At 62.6% G+C, this 15,967-nt stretch carries 18 protein-coding genes; 6 read left to right on the forward strand and 12 right to left on the reverse strand.

Going from position 1 to position 15,967, the window contains the following annotated elements:
- The first annotated feature begins 52 nt into the window (after nucleotides 1-52).
- Complete coding sequence (locus HMPREF9695_RS13425) at nucleotides 53-349, forward strand: hypothetical protein (protein ID WP_006021392.1); 297 nt, start codon at nucleotides 53-55, stop codon at nucleotides 347-349.
- A 129-nt stretch (nucleotides 350-478) separates the two neighbouring features.
- On the opposite strand, the gene HMPREF9695_RS13430 is transcribed toward HMPREF9695_RS13425, so the two are convergent.
- Nucleotides 479-1,813 carry a carotenoid oxygenase family protein gene (locus HMPREF9695_RS13430; RefSeq protein ID WP_006021394.1) on the reverse strand — a complete coding sequence of 445 codons (1,335 nt, stop codon included), beginning with the start codon at nucleotides 1,811-1,813 and terminating at the stop codon, nucleotides 479-481.
- An 84-nt stretch (nucleotides 1,814-1,897) separates the two neighbouring features.
- Between HMPREF9695_RS13430 and HMPREF9695_RS13435 the strand changes: the two genes are divergently transcribed.
- Complete coding sequence (locus HMPREF9695_RS13435) at nucleotides 1,898-2,479, forward strand: TetR/AcrR family transcriptional regulator (protein ID WP_006021395.1); 582 nt, start codon at nucleotides 1,898-1,900, stop codon at nucleotides 2,477-2,479.
- Between the two features lie 30 nt (nucleotides 2,480-2,509).
- Here HMPREF9695_RS13435 and HMPREF9695_RS13440 read toward each other — a convergent pair whose 3' ends face one another.
- The 3 genes from HMPREF9695_RS13440 to HMPREF9695_RS13450 are packed head-to-tail and all read right to left on the reverse strand — an operon-like array spanning nucleotide 2,510 to nucleotide 5,046.
- Nucleotides 2,510-3,184: a DUF429 domain-containing protein gene (locus HMPREF9695_RS13440; RefSeq protein ID WP_006021396.1), complete on the reverse strand. Its 675-nt coding sequence runs from the start codon at nucleotides 3,182-3,184 to the stop codon at nucleotides 2,510-2,512.
- Nucleotides 3,181-3,384, reverse strand: a complete 204-nt coding sequence (locus HMPREF9695_RS13445; protein ID WP_024918957.1) for a hypothetical protein — start codon at nucleotides 3,382-3,384, stop codon at nucleotides 3,181-3,183. Before HMPREF9695_RS13445 ends, HMPREF9695_RS13440 begins: the two co-directional genes overlap by 4 nt.
- 9 nt (nucleotides 3,385-3,393) lie before the next feature.
- Nucleotides 3,394-5,046, reverse strand: coding sequence for a fumarate hydratase (locus HMPREF9695_RS13450; protein WP_006021397.1), 1,653 nt, complete (start codon nucleotides 5,044-5,046; stop codon nucleotides 3,394-3,396).
- Between the two features lie 200 nt (nucleotides 5,047-5,246).
- Between HMPREF9695_RS13450 and HMPREF9695_RS13455 the strand changes: the two genes are divergently transcribed.
- The gene (locus tag HMPREF9695_RS13455; protein ID WP_006021398.1) at nucleotides 5,247-5,789 is read left to right on the forward strand and encodes a hypothetical protein; all 543 of its coding nucleotides are present in this window, start codon (nucleotides 5,247-5,249) and stop codon (nucleotides 5,787-5,789) included.
- A 231-nt stretch (nucleotides 5,790-6,020) separates the two neighbouring features.
- Nucleotides 6,021-6,503, forward strand: coding sequence for a hypothetical protein (locus HMPREF9695_RS13460; RefSeq protein ID WP_006021399.1), 483 nt, complete (start codon nucleotides 6,021-6,023; stop codon nucleotides 6,501-6,503).
- Nucleotides 6,504-6,690: 187 nt separating this feature from the next.
- Here HMPREF9695_RS13460 and HMPREF9695_RS13465 read toward each other — a convergent pair whose 3' ends face one another.
- Nucleotides 6,691-6,978, reverse strand: a complete 288-nt coding sequence (locus HMPREF9695_RS13465) for a GIY-YIG nuclease family protein (RefSeq protein WP_024918953.1) — start codon at nucleotides 6,976-6,978, stop codon at nucleotides 6,691-6,693.
- A 1,131-nt stretch (nucleotides 6,979-8,109) separates the two neighbouring features.
- Here HMPREF9695_RS13465 and HMPREF9695_RS26680 point away from each other — a divergent pair.
- Entirely contained in the window at nucleotides 8,110-8,286 is a 177-nt protein-coding gene (locus tag HMPREF9695_RS26680) for a hypothetical protein (protein WP_006021401.1), read from the forward strand.
- A gap of 270 nt (nucleotides 8,287-8,556) precedes the next feature.
- On the forward strand, nucleotides 8,557-8,979 hold the full coding sequence (locus HMPREF9695_RS13470) for a hypothetical protein (protein ID WP_006021402.1): 423 nt from the start codon (nucleotides 8,557-8,559) through the stop codon (nucleotides 8,977-8,979).
- Nucleotides 8,980-8,986: 7 nt separating this feature from the next.
- Here HMPREF9695_RS13470 and HMPREF9695_RS13475 read toward each other — a convergent pair whose 3' ends face one another.
- From HMPREF9695_RS13475 to cckA, 7 genes are all read right to left on the reverse strand, one after another.
- Nucleotides 8,987-9,334, reverse strand: a complete 348-nt coding sequence (locus HMPREF9695_RS13475; RefSeq protein ID WP_006021403.1) for a hypothetical protein — start codon at nucleotides 9,332-9,334, stop codon at nucleotides 8,987-8,989.
- Nucleotides 9,335-10,077: 743 nt separating this feature from the next.
- On the reverse strand, nucleotides 10,078-10,485 hold the full coding sequence (locus HMPREF9695_RS13485; RefSeq protein ID WP_006021405.1) for a (R)-mandelonitrile lyase: 408 nt from the start codon (nucleotides 10,483-10,485) through the stop codon (nucleotides 10,078-10,080).
- A 91-nt stretch (nucleotides 10,486-10,576) separates the two neighbouring features.
- Nucleotides 10,577-10,867, reverse strand: a complete 291-nt coding sequence (locus tag HMPREF9695_RS13490) for a hypothetical protein (RefSeq protein ID WP_006021406.1) — start codon at nucleotides 10,865-10,867, stop codon at nucleotides 10,577-10,579.
- 135 nt (nucleotides 10,868-11,002) lie between these two features.
- The gene (locus HMPREF9695_RS13495) at nucleotides 11,003-11,311 is read right to left on the reverse strand and encodes a putative quinol monooxygenase (protein WP_006021407.1); all 309 of its coding nucleotides are present in this window, start codon (nucleotides 11,309-11,311) and stop codon (nucleotides 11,003-11,005) included.
- Between the two features lie 117 nt (nucleotides 11,312-11,428).
- On the reverse strand, nucleotides 11,429-12,133 hold the full coding sequence (locus HMPREF9695_RS13500) for a glutathione S-transferase (protein WP_006021408.1): 705 nt from the start codon (nucleotides 12,131-12,133) through the stop codon (nucleotides 11,429-11,431).
- Nucleotides 12,134-12,271: 138 nt separating this feature from the next.
- Nucleotides 12,272-13,240, reverse strand: coding sequence for a Tim44 domain-containing protein (locus HMPREF9695_RS13505; RefSeq protein WP_006021409.1), 969 nt, complete (start codon nucleotides 13,238-13,240; stop codon nucleotides 12,272-12,274).
- A 148-nt stretch (nucleotides 13,241-13,388) separates the two neighbouring features.
- Nucleotides 13,389-15,950 carry a cell cycle histidine kinase CckA gene (gene cckA / locus HMPREF9695_RS13510; protein ID WP_006021410.1) on the reverse strand — a complete coding sequence of 854 codons (2,562 nt, stop codon included), beginning with the start codon at nucleotides 15,948-15,950 and terminating at the stop codon, nucleotides 13,389-13,391.
- Nucleotides 15,951-15,967 lie beyond the last annotated feature (17 nt).

Raw genomic sequence — 15,967 nt, forward strand, 5'->3', positions numbered from 1 at the left:
CGTCCTGCTTCAGACCAATTCAGGCTTGCGGGGCGCGGAGAGAGGGAAACACATGGCAGTCGACGGAAACTGGAATATCACCCTGAGCACGCCGCTTGGCGATCGCGATGCGACGCTGACGCTGAAATCCGATGGCGGCGCGCTGACCGGCAAGCAGGCGGCGGACGGCAACGAAGCCGATATCGTTGACGGAACGGTCAACGGCAATGACGTGGCATGGAAGGCCTCGATCACCAATCCGATGCCGCTGACGCTCGCCTTCTCAGGCAAGGTCGACGGCGACTCCATTTCCGGCGATGTCAGCATCGGCCCGATGGGCAGCTTCCCGTTCAAGGGAACGCGGGCGTAAGAACGCGCACGTCATTCCGGGGCGATTGCGAAGCAATCGAGCCCGGAATCTCTCCGAGAAATAAATACAATAACGCATCGAGATTCCGGATCGGCCTGCTGCGCAGGCCGTCCGGAATGACGAAATCCATTACACTCCCGGCATCCAGTTGCCGTGGAAGCCCTGCGGCACCCGCGCCGGCAAACCGATCCGCGCCACCGGTTTGGACTCGATCTTCTGCGCATCGAGAATGACGAGATCGCTGGCGTCGCGGGCGCGGTCGTAGACAAATCCCATCAGCCAGCCGTCATCCTCGCCGGTGCCGCCCTCGGGGGCGATATGCACGAACTCGCTCGGCACACCGGTCCCGAAGTCATGAACGGTGTTATTGCCGGACTTCAGATCGTATTTGCGCACGCTGGTGTAGCGCCCGGACGCGAGATCCGATCCGGTATCGACCGAATAGACGATGTTGTGCCGCGAGCCGGTCAGGCTTTCGTTGACGCGCGGAAACTCGATCGCCTTGTCGTCCAGCAACTGCTCCTGCGCTCTGGTTGCTCCGGGTGGAATCCGCCAGCGCTTCAGCGAGGCCTTGTCGAAGCTCGTTGCCGAAGGTCCGCCGCGCCACAGTTCGTTGTACCACGCCACATCGATCACGATGGTGCCGTCTGCCTCTTCGAACGCGTTCGCGACATGGAAGACATAGCATGGATCGATCTTGACCCAGTGCAGCGACTCGATCCCCGCGCCGCGCTTGAGAATTCCAAGCCGTGCGCCGTAGCTGTCGTTCCACGCGAACGGCATCGTCCCGCGCTGCGCGGCCGGCATATCGAACACCACCGGCAGGTCCATGAAAATGACGTGGTCCGACGTCATCGCGAAATCGTGCATCATGGTCGGCGCTTTGGTCGGGATCGGAATGCTGCGCAACAGCGTCCCGCCCGCGTCCACTGCGTGATAGGTCAGGAACGGCGGCATGAAGCCGTAACCGAAGAAATGCATTTCGCCAGTCGTCGGACAGATTTTTGGATGCGCGGTGAACGGCGTATCGAGCTTGCCGCCGTAGTCATGGAAACCGACCGTATCAAGGTCGCGGGTCATCATCATCGGCAGCGCGTTCTCGACCAGCGCCATGATTTTTCCGGCGTGGGCGATGACGTTGGTGTTGGCGGTGGAGGCGCGGATGTCGGGGATACCCGGCCGCGACGGCGCGCCGTTGAAGCGCGGGGTGCGGACCCAGCGGTTGCGGTACCACTCCGCCTTGCCGTCCTTCAGGGAAACGCCGTGCAGCATGCCGTCGCCCATGAACCAATGGCCGGCATGGCCCTCGCGTGGATTGGCGCCATTACGCGCATAGAGCCCATTCAGCTCGGGCGGAATTGCGCCCTCCACCGGCAGGTCGAACGCGGTCACCTCTTCAAAGACCGGCGCGAGGTTGCCCCGCTCCCAGTACGGCTTCTCGGCTGTGGTCTCCACCTGACTCATCATTGTTCTCCCTGAACGCCTTTTTGGCTTAAGTAAACAGTGCATACTTTACGACTCGGCCAAGCCAATGTAAACACCAGTTACATGAAGCCGGTAAAAAAAGAGGCCTATCACCACGGCGACCTGCGCAGCGCCCTGGTTGCCCTCGCAATGGAGCGCGTCCGCAAGGGCGGCGCGGAGAACTTCAGCCTGCGCGAAGCCGCGCGCGACGCTGGTGTCACCTCAGGAGCCGCCTACAAGCATTTCGCGGACAAGGATGAATTGCTGGCGGCGGTGGCAGCCGAGGCGCTCAATCTGCTCGCCCATCGCACGCAGAAGGCGACGACGGGCCTCAAGGGCAAGGAACGGCTGAACGCCGCAGCCATGGCCTATATCGACTTCGCCTCCGCGGAGCCGCGGCTCTTTCGCCTGGCGTTCAGCCGCTTCGGCTCGGACAGCCGCGCCGAGACCGACGGCATCCCCGGTTCATTCGACCAGTTGCGGATCGCCGTTGCGGGCGTCCAGTCCGATCCGGGCAAACCGACGGATCCCGATACGCTGGCGTTGGCATGGGCCGTCGCGCACGGCGTGGCGTCGCTGATCAGCGACGGCATGTGGAAGAAGAACGATCCGCGGGTCGCTGCGGCGCTGCGGCTGTCGTTCAAGGGCATCGCGCCGGGGAAGTAAACTGCCGCCCGACTTGCGGCAGAGCCAGTTCTAGAACCATATCTGCATGGGCAGTCCGCTGGAATCTCGCGGCGCATCCCCTTCGGGCAGACGAGCCGAGAAATCTCTCGCCGCAATCGCGCAGGCGCAGGCATCAAGGACATCGTCTGCTCTCGCACCCTGGCCGATGCGGGTCTCGTTCAGCCACGTGTCGATCATCGCAAAACCGTCACGCTTGAGCAGCACGCGGCGCAGCTCCGCGCCTCGCTCTGATTTCTTCGAATCCAGTGGTTTGCCATCGTTGAGCCGCAGGAACACGAGTTCGGGATGCACCTCGCGAACCTCAAGCGATGGGTTCGTCTGAACGAAGGCATCAACTTCCATGATCTTCGGGCCGAGGTGCCAGAGCTGCCGGGACACCCGCGATTGCCCACGCCGGTGCGCTTCAACGTTGGCATCGTCGGGGTCAGTAAACTCCTGCCAAAGCCACCGGCGCGCGCCGGTGAAAACGCGCGACGAATGCGGCCTGAGCTTTTCGCGCGCCTTCAGATCGCAGTCGCGAACGCCGTTCTCCGTCATGCCGATGGGAATATCGATGCCGGCGCGGTCAAAGCCGAGCGCAACAATCTCACGCACATGCTCAATGAAATGAATCGTGCGCCGCGCGCCATCGATGCGGACGGCGACCCAGCCGTTTCTGAATCCATCAAGCCCGAGGGCGATCATGCATCGCCATCGATCCTTGAGGCTTTGGCACGCTGCGCCGCCCACATATTATCGATGAGGTTGGGATAGCGACGCCCCGCCTTCGCCGCGCGTTCGCGCGCCAGTTCCCGCAATTCCGGGGAGAGCTTCGACGACTTGCCGCCGCGGCTTTTTCGCGGGCTCGGCTTCTTCCATGGCGGCTTGCTGGATTTGGCTGGCACTGTCAAATCTTACCCCAGATTCAATTCCTTGAAGAAGTCGTTGCCCTTGTCATCCATGATGATAAAGGCCGGGAAGTTCTCGACCTCGATGCGCCAGATCGCTTCCATGCCGAGTTCGGGATATTCCACCACCTCGACCTTCTTGATGCAGTGTTCGGCGAGGTTCGCCGCCGAGCCGCCGATCGAGCCGAGATAGAACCCGCCGTACTTCTTGCAGGCGTCGCGCACCGCCGCAGAGCGGTTGCCCTTCGCCAGCATCACCATCGAGCCGCCCGCCGCCTGGAACTGATCCACGAACGAATCCATGCGCCCCGCAGTGGTCGGGCCGAACGAACCGGACGCGTAGCCTTCGGGCGTCTTCGCGGGACCAGCGTAATAGATCGGATGGTTCTTGAAGTAATCCGGCAGCGGCTCGCCCTTCTCGAGGCGCTCGCGCAGCTTGGCATGCGCAGAGTCGCGCGCCACGATCATGGTGCCGGTGAGCGAGAGGCGGGTTTTGGTCGGATACTTCGTCAGCGTGGCGAGAATGTCCTTCATCGGCTGGTTGAGATCGATCTGCACCACCTCGCCGCCGAGTTTGGCCTCCACCTCCGGCAGATACTTCGCCGGATTGTGTTCGAGTTCCTCCAGATACACGCCGTCCCTGGTGATCTTGCCGAGCACCTGACGGTCCGCCGAGCACGACACGCCGAGACCAATGGGGAGCGACGCGCCGTGACGCGGCAGGCGGATCACGCGCACGTCGTGACAGAAATACTTGCCGCCGAACTGCGCGCCGACGCCGAGCGACTGCGTCATCTTTAGGATTTCCTGCTCCATCTCCAGATCGCGGAACGCATTGCCGTCCGGCGAGCCGTGCGTCGGCAGTTCATCGAGATAGCGCGCGGAGGCGAGCTTCACCGTCTTCATGCAGAGTTCGGCCGAGGTGCCGCCGATGACGATGGCAAGGTGATACGGCGGACACGCGGCGGTGCCGAGCGTCAGCACCTTCTCTTTCAGGAACGCATGCAGGCGATCCTTGGTCAGCAGCGATGGCGTCCCCTGAAACAGGAAGCTCTTGTTGGCAGAGCCGCCGCCCTTGGCCATGAACATGAACTTGTAAGTGTCATCGCCCTCGGCATAGATCTCGGTCTGCGCCGGCATGTTGTTGGCGGTGTTCTTCTCTTCGAACATCGACAGGGGTGCGACCTGCGAATAGCGCAGGTTGCGGCGCAGATACGCATCGCGCGCGCCCTCGGACAGAGCCGCCTCGTCGTCGCCCTCGGTGATGACGCGCGCGCCCTTCTTGCCCATGATGATCGCGGTGCCGGTGTCCTGGCACATCGGCAGGATGCCGCCGGCGGCGATGTTGGCGTTCTTCAAAAAGTCGAACGCGACGAACTTGTCGTTATCGCTGGCTTCCGGGTCGTCGAGGATCTTGCGGAGCTGCGCCAGATGGCCCGGCCGCAGGTAGTGGTTGATGTCGCCGAACGCAGCCTCGGAAAGCGCACGCAGCGCCTCGCGGGTCACCACCAACATCTCCTTGCCCATCACCGTCTCGACCCGGACGCCCTCAGCCGTGATCTTCCGGTACGGCGTCTTGTCCGCGCCCAGCGGAAACAGCGGGGTGTGCTTGTAGGGCGGAACAGCTTTGGGCGCGGGCACAGGGATCGGGGCGTTCATGGAAGGTCTCGCGGGTTGGAAGGGCGAAAAGCGTTGGACTTTCAAGGGTCCTGCTCGCGCCTCATCTTAGGTTTGAACCGTTCTAATCGCTTTTCCGACAAAGGGAAGATGGCCAGAAGCGTTGCAGGGCGGCTGTGCGCGGCCTGAGGACGCGCTACGGTGCGGCCTTTCAGAATGGATTTCGATCAGGACTTTCAGACATGTCCCCCGCTACGCCGGTGATTGCCGATTCCGCCGCGCCCGAGCCCACATCCATGCCTGCCCCGCAAATGCTCGGGCTGCGCGCCGTGCTCATTATTCTGGCCCTGATCGAGGCCGGGCTCGGTCTGTCCGACGCGCCGACGCTGTTCGGCGACATGTCGCATATCGGCTCGGGCATCGGCGGCGGACTGGTCAAGGCCCACCTCGCCGCGCATCCGGTGCTGGCGGTTGCCGCCATCGTGTTCGCGGCCATGGGCCGCGTGCGGCACGCGATCGTCGCGCTCGGCACCATCATCATCATGGCGTGGCTGAGCGACATGCCGTCGGTCGTCGCGCACGGGCTCGCGTTCAGGAGCGCGTTCGGCGCGGTGGAAACCACCGCGAAGGTCATCGCCTTCCCGCTGATCGCCGCCTGCGCCATCGCCTATGCGGCGCATAACGAACATCTCGGCCGCGCCACATTCCTTGTCGCCGTGCCAACGCTGTTCAATCTCGTGCTGCTCGTCGGGTTCGCGATCGGCGTGATGATCTACGGGTTTTGAATTCTCACAACGACGCATCTTCTCCCTCCCCCTTGTGGGGAGGGTCGGCCAAGCGAAGCGAGGCCGGGGTGGGGGTACATCATTACGCTTGAAATCTTCGACGCTGAACGACACCCCCACCCGGCTTGCCGCGCACAAGTGCGCGACCAGCTACCCTCCCCACAAGGGGAGGGATAAAGAGCGCCCCTTGCACTCACCCTTCCCGCACGCTTCAATGCCATGGGAGAAACCATGACAAAACGCACCCCGGTTTTTAGACATTCCGCCGTCGCGGCTGCGCTTACTGCCGCCATGGCCGCGCTCGGCAGCACCCCTGCCCGCGCCGACCGCTGCGACGATCTCGCAAAAGATCTCGTCAACCAGATTCCCGGGCTCAAGATCGGCAAGACGGTCGCCGGCGTGATCTATCTCGAGCACCCCGCCGTGACGCAGGCCTCGCTCGGCTGTTCGAGCCGCAACCGCACCAATGACGTGTTCGCCTCCACCGACAAGAAGAAGCCGGCGGAAGCCTATTACGATTTCATCGGCACGGCGGCGGCGCTGGTGTTCACCATCCCGAAGCCCGACGCGGTCAAGGGCGCAAAGCGATGCGTGAGCCGCACCAATATCATCCGCGGCTACAATATCGATTCACGCTACCGCAAGCTCGACGTCCACTGCACCGTCGCCAAGACCGGCGTGCGCATCACGATGTCGCGCGAGAAGGGTGTGTGAGGCGAACACGTCATTTGTCCTAAGCTCAGCTGTGGAGAGAATGTTGGATCAAAGGCCAAGAACAGCGAGACCTTGCAAGGCTCGAAGAACTCTCAATAGCAGGGAGCCCTACTCGCTTTAGCCCCACATGAATGCCTCAGCCCGTCATTCCGGGATGCGCCTCTTGGCGCAGGCCCGGAATCCATGGCTAACTTGCAATCTCGGGATATAGATCAACCCATTCGCAATTGTTTTCCTCAATCAGCCGAATCTTCCACGCCCGCCGCCATTTCTTCAATTCCTTCTCGCGGGTGATCGCGGTCAGCGCGTCATCATGAACTTCAAACCAGACGAGCTTGTCCACGCCGTATCGCGTTGTAAAACCATCGACAGCTTTGGTTCGATGTTCGTATCCGCGCCGAACGATGTCGTTCGTGACGCCGAGATAGAGCGTCCCGTTCTTTTTGCTCGCGAGCAGGTAGACGTAATAGGCCATTGTGACCGCACGGCTATAGATTCCGGGCTCGCGCGAAGTCGCGCGCCCCGGAATGACAATCATAACTGCACCAGCCTGCTCATAAATCTCCGCGTCGCCGGACTTGACAATTTCATTTTTAGGACTATATTCCTTCTCGTCCCGCCCCGTCATGAGGGGCGTTTCGCGATCGTCACGATACGCGGGGCGGGATGCGGTGGCCGCGGCGGTGTTCGAAGGCCGTGACGCGTGTGGAATGTCCCGGCCTGCCGGGTGATTTCGCGCTGCACGGAGATGACGACCACACCGTATCGCGGACGGCCCAAGGCGTGTCATCCCGGCGCATCGGCTTCGCGCCAAGGGGCAGGACGACGCCGTCGCTCCTCGTACAGAGGGCGATGGACGAGTCCGTCAGTCCACACAACGGTGGTGTACTCAGCACCGGCCACCGGGGGTGCCTCACGCAGCAAGCCGTTCCAACCATTGCGTGCGGAACGCCGGATGAAAACGGCGCGACCGTGGCGACTACGCTCGTGTGCTTTCACTACTTTGCACACGGGGCTGCGGATGCGCTCGCGCATCCGGCGTTCCGCGCGCCCTCACTCAGGGCGAAGCGATGAAAGAGTTTCGGGCGCCCCCGCGCCGTCATAACAACAGGGGCGATGGCGCGTGGCCGCTGGTGGCGCGGGTTGTCTTTTGCGCGAACGGGGCAAGCCCCGCGCGCGACGCCGTCACAACAACAGGGGCGATGGCGCACATCTGCAAGTGCGGGCTGTTTGAAAACTGAATCCGGAGAAGATGGTGCGCGCGATCGCGCAACACGACCGATGTCGTCCCCGCGAAAGCGGGGACCCATAACCACTAAGCGTTGTGATGACGAAGGAAAGAGTTATCCCGCTCCCAACAACACGATGGTCCAGGGAGTATGGGTCCCCGCCTTCGCGGGGACGAGCGGAGAAAGATCGCGGGGCCGACGAGAGAGCGTGCGCGGACACGCCATAAGGAACTGCGCTGTTCCCTCGCCGCGCTTACGCCCGCTTAACCACGCCAGCACCCTGATAAAACCGTCACATTCGCGCATGAACCGGATGGTAACGTCCCGCGACTAAGAAGCGCCTAACCAAGAGACGCTTAAAGTCGCAGGGACGGACAATGCTGAGGGATATTCTGGTGACATCGGACGAGGAAGCGCAGCGTTTGCTCGCCGCGTTCAGGGCCATTCCCAACATGCAGGGACGCCTGAAGATCGTCGAACTGGCCGAGCGCATGGCGCGGGAGAAGTGCGCCGCACACATGCGCGACAGAACGCCCGCTCACCTGAGCCGCTGACCGCCCACCGGGCTGAGCGCGACGTCTCAACCAATCATGACGTCATCACCGGGCTTGACCCGGCGATCCATCCTTCCTTGCAAAAAGCATCACTCGAAGATGGATGGCCACGTCAGTCCCGTCCATGACACATCAGGGATGGAGCAACACGGCCTTCGCCGTTTCACGAAAAGGTGACGGCGCTCCAGCATAACAACGCCGCTCCAAGAGCATTACCTTTTTGTCACCGCGCATCACCCGGTTGATCGATCAACAACAGGAGTGGCCGCAATGTGTGACTATAGTCTGCACGCCGTCGCAAGCCGCCCCGCCAGGCTTGGCGAAAAGCTGGTGTCGACGAAATTTCCCATGACCGTAACCCGCGGCTTCACCGGCGAAGGTGAGCCGAATGTTGCGGTCTGCGTTCGCCCCGGCACCGAACTCGCGTTCGAACGCGAGGTGGAATACGACGGAGCGTTTTTCAGGAAGAAGGTTCGTCATACCGTCGCGCGGTTCCGGACCGTCGATCTCGACAATCCGAACCGTCATCATGACGCGCTGGAATTTCCCGACGGGCAGCTCGTGCTGCTGACCCAGCTCGATCCCGGTCAGCGCGCCACGGTCCTGCAACTCCCCGCAGTGCCTCTCCACGAAGCACAGCCGGAGGCAGCAGAGCCTGTCGCTGCACGCGTTGAGGATTTGATGATCCGCTAGGGACGGATTACGCCGCGACGCAGCTCTTCACATAGACACGGCGGGCTGCGCCGCGGAGCTTCTGGTCGATCGCCTGCTTCAGGCATTCCACCCGCGCCTGCGCCACGCAGAGCTGCATATGATCGCGGGCCTGATGGCGGCTGAGATGCTTCGCCGTCACCGCCTGGCGGCAGACTTCGCGCCTGCCGGTGCGCACCACCGGGGGCGATTTGCTGTCGGTCGGCACCGCGTAGGCGATCTTGGTGCCTTCGGGCTGTACGGATGCGACCGCGTTCGGCAGAGGATTCTGCGAGATGGCGATGTAGATCGCGCCCCCGAGCAGGGCCGCATAGATGGCGGGGGTGATGATGCGCATCGATCCTCCTGCTTCGCGATGTGAATGAAGCCGGAACAGACAGGGCGAATGCGACAGTATTGCGGCGAGATGGGTGATTCGGGAACCCTGATCGCGCGCGCGCTGACGTTTCGGTCAAAATGGAACCTGCGACGCAATCGAAACCGCTGTACGACACCGGCGGACAGCGCGCAGGGCGGCGCGACGGCAGCGCCCTGGCGGGACATCTCGGCGAGGCGCATGTGCGCCCACCCTCGCAGTCATCCTCACCGAAAGCCCGGCGCACCTGCGCAAGCGTCACGACCCCGAATCGGGACTGGCGCTGATCCGCATCGACGCTTGAAGACAATCAGGCTGCGATCGCCGGCTCGTCGTGGACCGCGACTTCAGCCATTCGCGGTTGCCGCGGAACCGGATCCTCCCTCATCTCGGACTTGAGGATCGCGATGGTGACAAACTGATAGTCACACGCATGGCATGACCAGAGAAACGAAACGCGATTACGCTCCCGCTCGGACCAAAGCGGTGAAGCGATCGGCTGACCGCATTGAGCGCAAGGATGTTTGTTGAGAAGAAACCCGGACCCATAAGGCATGATACGCACCTCCCAGACCGCGCAAACTAAAGTCGTATGCACACCAATCGTCAAGCGCATTCGTCGTTGCGCCGCGCAACGCGATGCGTCAGCACTTCGGACATGTTTCGCGACGAAATTATTCACGCCGTTTCGCTGCGGCAGATGCACGACAGCGCGATGACACCCGTTACTTTGACGGCTCCACTACATATTGCGCGTCGGTCACGTGCTCAAGCCATGTCGCGAAGCTGCCGTTCTCGGATTCCTGCATCGCGAGGTGAGTCATCAGGCTTGTCGGCGCGGCGCCATGCCAATGTTTTTCACCCGGCGGAATCCACACCACGTCGCCGGGGTGAATCTCAAGCACCGGGCCGCCCTCCGTCTGCACGCGGCCGGTGCCGGACAGCACATAAAGAGTCTGACCGACGGGATGGGTGTGCCACGCCGTACGCGCACCGGGCTCGAAGGTTACGCGCGTCGCATTGAGCCGTCCCGGCGCAGGCGTGTCGATCACAGGATCCTGCCATACCGTGCCGGTGAAATAGGACGCAGGCGCGCGCTTGGTCGGCACGGAGCCGGATGGTGTGATCTTCATGAGAAAAACTCCGGAGTGAGGGATCGCCGGGACCGGCATCGAAACAGACGCTCAGTCTACGCGGCAATCCGGCAATCGGGGAGTTCTTATTTCAGCGCGGCGATGACGGCTCGTCATGCGTCTCTTGCGGATAGCGTATGCCGCGCAATTGCAATTCACGCTGGATACGGCGCGTCTTGGATCTGGCCAGCGCTTCGACCATGCGATGCAGAACGAAGTCCACGAGATTCACAGCGCGCCGCCCATGGACGCGCAACCGCTTCACATAAACCGAGCCGGAGTGATGAACGATCGGCGGCGGATTGCGGCTGATCAGATAGGCGCGATAATCATCCTCGGCATAGAAGTTGCGATTGTCGTCGCCGGTAAACAAAGCGGCCATGGCCATCTCCCAAATCGCCACGACGCAGATGCGGAGTGACAACCGGAAGATGATCTGTGGGCCATAGGAATTCGAGAGGGCCGGGCCGCCTTCGATATAGGAGCGATATAAAACCGATGCGCCATGCTCTGAAGCCTATTTCGGAAGCTTGGAAGCGATAATCTCGAGTTTCATGATCTGCGGAGCCTTGGCGAACAGATCGCCCGTCTTCACTTTTTCCATCAACGCCGCGGCCACCTTGCCGTTGAGATGGGCGTCACGGCCGGCTTCGTCGTTGAATGTATCGAAGATCGCGAACGACGACGGACCTTCCTGGATGGCAAACCAGGAGATCGTGCCGGGTTCGGCATCGACCAACGGCAGGGCCGATTTCAGAAATGCGGCGACATCCTTTTCCTTACCCGGCTTTGCTTCAAGCGGAACGTAAAGCGCGAATTTCGTCATAGGTCTGCTCCCTGATTGAGTACCTTCGCTACCGCGCTACTATTAGCAGGGAAGCCGCAACAGGATTTGCCATTGCAGATCAAATTGATTTGTTATGGCGTCAGGGAATATTCCGTCCTACGGGTCGAGCGCCTTGTAATGGCGGAAAATGCCGTCCTCGTTGAAGGGAATGCGCCGGTCGCTTGCGAGATAGGCCTTGATGTTCGGCCGCGCTGCAATCCGGTCGCGCAGCTCGATCACGCGCGGCACCTTGCGCTCGAAGCGCTTCATGCTGTTCGGGAACGCATAGCGCAGCCCCTCGACGATCTGGAACAGCGACAGATCAGCGTAGCAAAGCCTGCGGCCATTGAGATACGGCCCGCCGCTGGCGCCGATCAGCCGCTCGAAATAGCCGAGAAACTTCGGCACACGATCACTCCAGAATTCGCCGGTGCGCGTCTTGGCGGCGGGGCGCTGATCTTCGTAATAAAGCGTCGGCCCGAGCGGATGATGGGTGTCATGAACTTCAACCACGAGATCCGCGATGGTCAGTTGAAGCTGATGCACCCATAGGCGCTGCGCCTCGGCTTTCGGCGCGAGCCCGTGACGCGCACCGAGATAGAGCAGGATATTCGCAGTCTGTCCGATCACCAGCTTGCCGGCCCTCAGAAACGGCGGTGCGAACGGCGGCTTCGCTCCGCGCTTCATCATGGCCATCATCCTGCTGTCGCCGCCCCTGCCCCGCGCGACATCGATGTAATCCGCGCCCGCGTCTTCCAGCGCGAGCCGGACGTATTCGCCGCGGCCCTGAATGGTCGGCCAGTAATAGAGTTCGTACCGCATGGGGAATCCCTTGATGGTCCGGCGATGGTAACACCCGGCACGGCCGGATGTTCAGAAGGATCGCTTTCCAGCCACCAAACAAAAAGGCGCCGCGCGAGCGCGACGCCTTTCTCATTATCTTTGAGCGATCCGGCGGGATCAGGTCGCCTGGATGGCCGAGAGTTCCCACTGGCTGCCGGGGCGGCGCACGAACGTCCAGACGTCGGTGACCTCCTGCGGCGCATCGCTGCCCTCGACGATCTTGCCGGTGGCGCGCTCGATGGTCTTGTCGATCAGGCCGTAACGCAGCGCGACAGTTGCGTAATCGGTGGTGCCTTCGCGCCAGGCTTCCGCAAGGTCACCCTGCAGCAGCTTGACGTCGGACACCTTGTTGATCACGCCGCGTTCCTTGTTCGCGTTGAGATCTTCGGTGAAGTACGAGACCATTTCCGGCGTCGCCAGCGTGTGCAGCTTGCCGATGTCCTCGTTCGACCACGCGGTCTGAACTTCGCCGAGCAGACGCTCGAACGCATCGTAGTCGTCCGGCTTGATCTCAAGCGGCGCGTCGTTCGAACCGCCGCCCAGACCGAAGCCGAAGCCGGATCGCGCGTTGGCCATCGGTCCCTGATCCGGCTGCGGAGCCTGACCGGGCGCAGCCGATGCGTGGGCGTAGGCCGGCGCGTTGCGGCGCTTCCACCACGACATCGCAAGACGAACCACGAGGTAGATCAGGCCGATCTGGAGAATCAGGCCGATGATCGACGACAGGCCGCCGAGGCCGCTGAACAATCCGCCGCCGAACAGCATGCCGAGCAGGCCGGCGCCGAGGAAGCCCGCGGCAAGACCGCCGAGCATGCCCATGCCGGGACGGTTGAAGAAGCCGCCGCCTGCGGGCGCCGCTGCCGGTGCCTTCGCGCCGGGCTGGGTGATGGTGCGGTTAAGCGGCTGCGCAGCGTTGGGCGCAGTCGGAGTTGATGGCGGCGCGGAGAATGTGCGCGAACCGCGGCTGCCGCCGCTGCTCGGGCGGGCATCCACCGACGATGAAATGGTGACTGCCAGCGGCATGGCGACGGCCATGACCACAGCAAGTGTTTTGATGACTGAGCGCAAGCGCTGCGACGAAACCATGTCTGTTCCCTCTCGGCCCTCAAGGGGCATTGATCCCCGGCAAAGGGGACCCGCAATACATGGGGAGCGTCGCGAGATAAGGGAAGCGGATAGGTAGGACAGGGCCTGCGGCCCTCAGTCGCGGGGGCGTGGTCGAATCAGGCCCGGATTATGACGGAGCTGTCATGGTTTCCTTCACCGAAGCCACAAGTTGGCTCAGCGTGAACGGTTTCGGCAGGAAGTTGAACTGCTGGCCTTCCGGCAGGCTCTTCTCGAAGGCATCTTCCGCATAACCCGATACGAAGATGATCCGCAGGTCCGGATTTCGCTTGCGCATCTCGGTCAGCATGGTGGGACCGTCCATTTCCGGCATCACCACGTCGGACACAACGAGATCGACCGCGCCTTCCTCGCGCTCCAAGGCTTCCAAGGCATCCAGACCGTTCTCCGCCTCGATGACCGTGTAACCGCGCGAGCGAAGACCGCGCGCGTTGAGCGAGCGCAAACCGTCCTCGTCCTCGACCAGAAGGATGGTTCCGTGCCCTGTCAGATCCGGCGCGCGGGTTGGAGCTGGTGCCTGCGCCACCGCGCTGGCGGCGGCCGGAGCTTCCTGAACGGTTTCGACTTCCGGGAAATGCCGCGGCAGGAAAATCCGGAACACGGTGCCGCGTCCTTCGACCGAGTCGACATAAATAAAGCCGCCGGTCTGCTTGACGATGCCGTAGACCGTGGAGAGACCGAGCCCGGTCCCCTTCCCGACTTCCTTGGTGGAGAAGAACGGCTCGAAGATCTTGTCGACGATGTCCGCCGGAATGCCGCTGCCGGTGTCGGTGACCTCGACCAGAACATAGTCCGCCGCCGGCATGCCCTTGTATTCGCCGCGCTCGGCATCCTTCGCCGATACGTTGGCAGTGCGGATGGTCAGCTTGCCGCCTTCAGGCATCGCGTCGCGCGCATTCACCGCCAGATTGACGATGACCTGCTCGAACTGGGACAGGTCGGCCTTCACCGGCCACAGGTCGCGGCCGTAGACGAATTCGGGCTTCACCTTCTCGCCGAGCAGGCGCTTCAGCAGCACGTTGATGTCGGAGAGCACATCGCCGATGTCGAGCACCTGCGGACGCAGCGTCTGCTTGCGCGAGAACGCCAGCAATTGCCGGACCAGCGCCGCCGCGCGGTTGGCATTCTGCTTGATCTGCATGATGTCCTGGAACGACGGATCGGTCGGCTTGTGCGCGTTCAGCAGGAAGTCGTTCGCCATCATGATGGCTGAGAGCACGTTGTTGAAGTCGTGGGCGATGCCGCCGGCGAGCTGACCCACCGCCTGCATTTTCTGCGACTGCGCGAAGCTGTTCTCCAGCGTGCGCTTCTCGGTGGTGTCGAGCAGATAGACGATCGCGGCTTCCGCATCGCGCGCGTCGTGCTCGACGGAGGTGACAAAGAACTGGCCCCAGCGCTCCTTGGTGCTGTCCAGCATCGCCTCGACGGGCGGAATATCGCCCTGCCCGTCGGCGGCCTTGTTGATCGCGGTAACCAGTTCGCCGCGCTCGCGCTCGTGCACCACAGCGAAGATCGATTTGCTGCCGGTGCCGGCCGGTGACAGGCTCTGGGTGAGCTTTGCGAACCGCGCATTGGCGCGCACGATGTTGCCCGCCTTGTCGACGGTGGCGATCGCCATCGGCGTATGATCGAAGAAGCGCATGAAACGCACTTCCGCCGCGCGCTGCGGATCGGAATGATCGTCGCGCGCGCGATTGATGACCAGCGTACGCGATGCGCCGGGCGTGCCGTCGGCGCCGAACGCCAGCTTGTGATAGAGCCGCACCGGCATGGTCTTGCCGTTGCGCATCCGCAGGTCGAGATCGAACACCTCGGTCTTCACCTCGCCCGGCTCCGGGGTGATCGAGGTCAGAAGCGACGCGCCGTCGCCGGACATGATGTCGGCGACCTTCAGGCCGCCGGACCCGATTTCCGCGAGATCGTAATCCAGCCAGTTGGCGAGCGTCGCGTTGACGTAGACCAGTTCGCCCTTGGCGTTGACGGAGAAGAAGCCGCAGGGCGCATGATCGAGATATTCGATGGCGTGCTGCAATTCCTGGAAGACGTCTTCCTGGCGCTCGCGGTCCCGGGTGATGTCGGCCACCGACCACACCGCGAATTTTGCCTGCCGCTTGTCGGTGCCCAGCGGACGAACGCGCATGCGCAGCCAGCGGCCATGGGCGCTGTCGACGCCTGCAACGCGGACCTCCTCCTGCTGGCGCTTGCCCTCACGCGCGGCCTTGAGCAGGCGAAACACCGCTTCGGAGACGTCGGGATTGCCGATGAAGACCCGCTCGACCGGCCGCACATCGTTCGGACCGGATGCGCCGGTCAGCGCGAGATAGGCCGTATTGGCGTAGACGACATGACCGCGCGGATCGGTCACCGCCAGCCCGTCGAACGCATGATCGGCGATCGGCCGCGTGATCGGGTCTTCAGCGAGGCGATCGGCGAACCGCACGATCCCGGCGGCAAAGGCGAACAGCGTGAACAGCCCGACCATCGCCAGCAAAGCCAGCAGTACCAGGATATAAGGCTGGGCCTGGGTGCGGCCCAGGGTCATAAAGGCTACAGCCGCGGCAATGATCGCACCCGCCACCAGCAGCACAAGAAAGATGCTTCCGCTTCGCCGGGCCGGCTCATGCACGGCGGCGAAAGAGGGACGAAGTTCGTTGCCCGTATCGGTTGTCATCTCAGCCTGTTCGCGCG

The sequence above is a fragment of the Afipia broomeae ATCC 49717 genome (assembly GCF_000314675.2).
GTDB lineage: Bacteria > Pseudomonadota > Alphaproteobacteria > Rhizobiales > Xanthobacteraceae > Afipia > Afipia broomeae.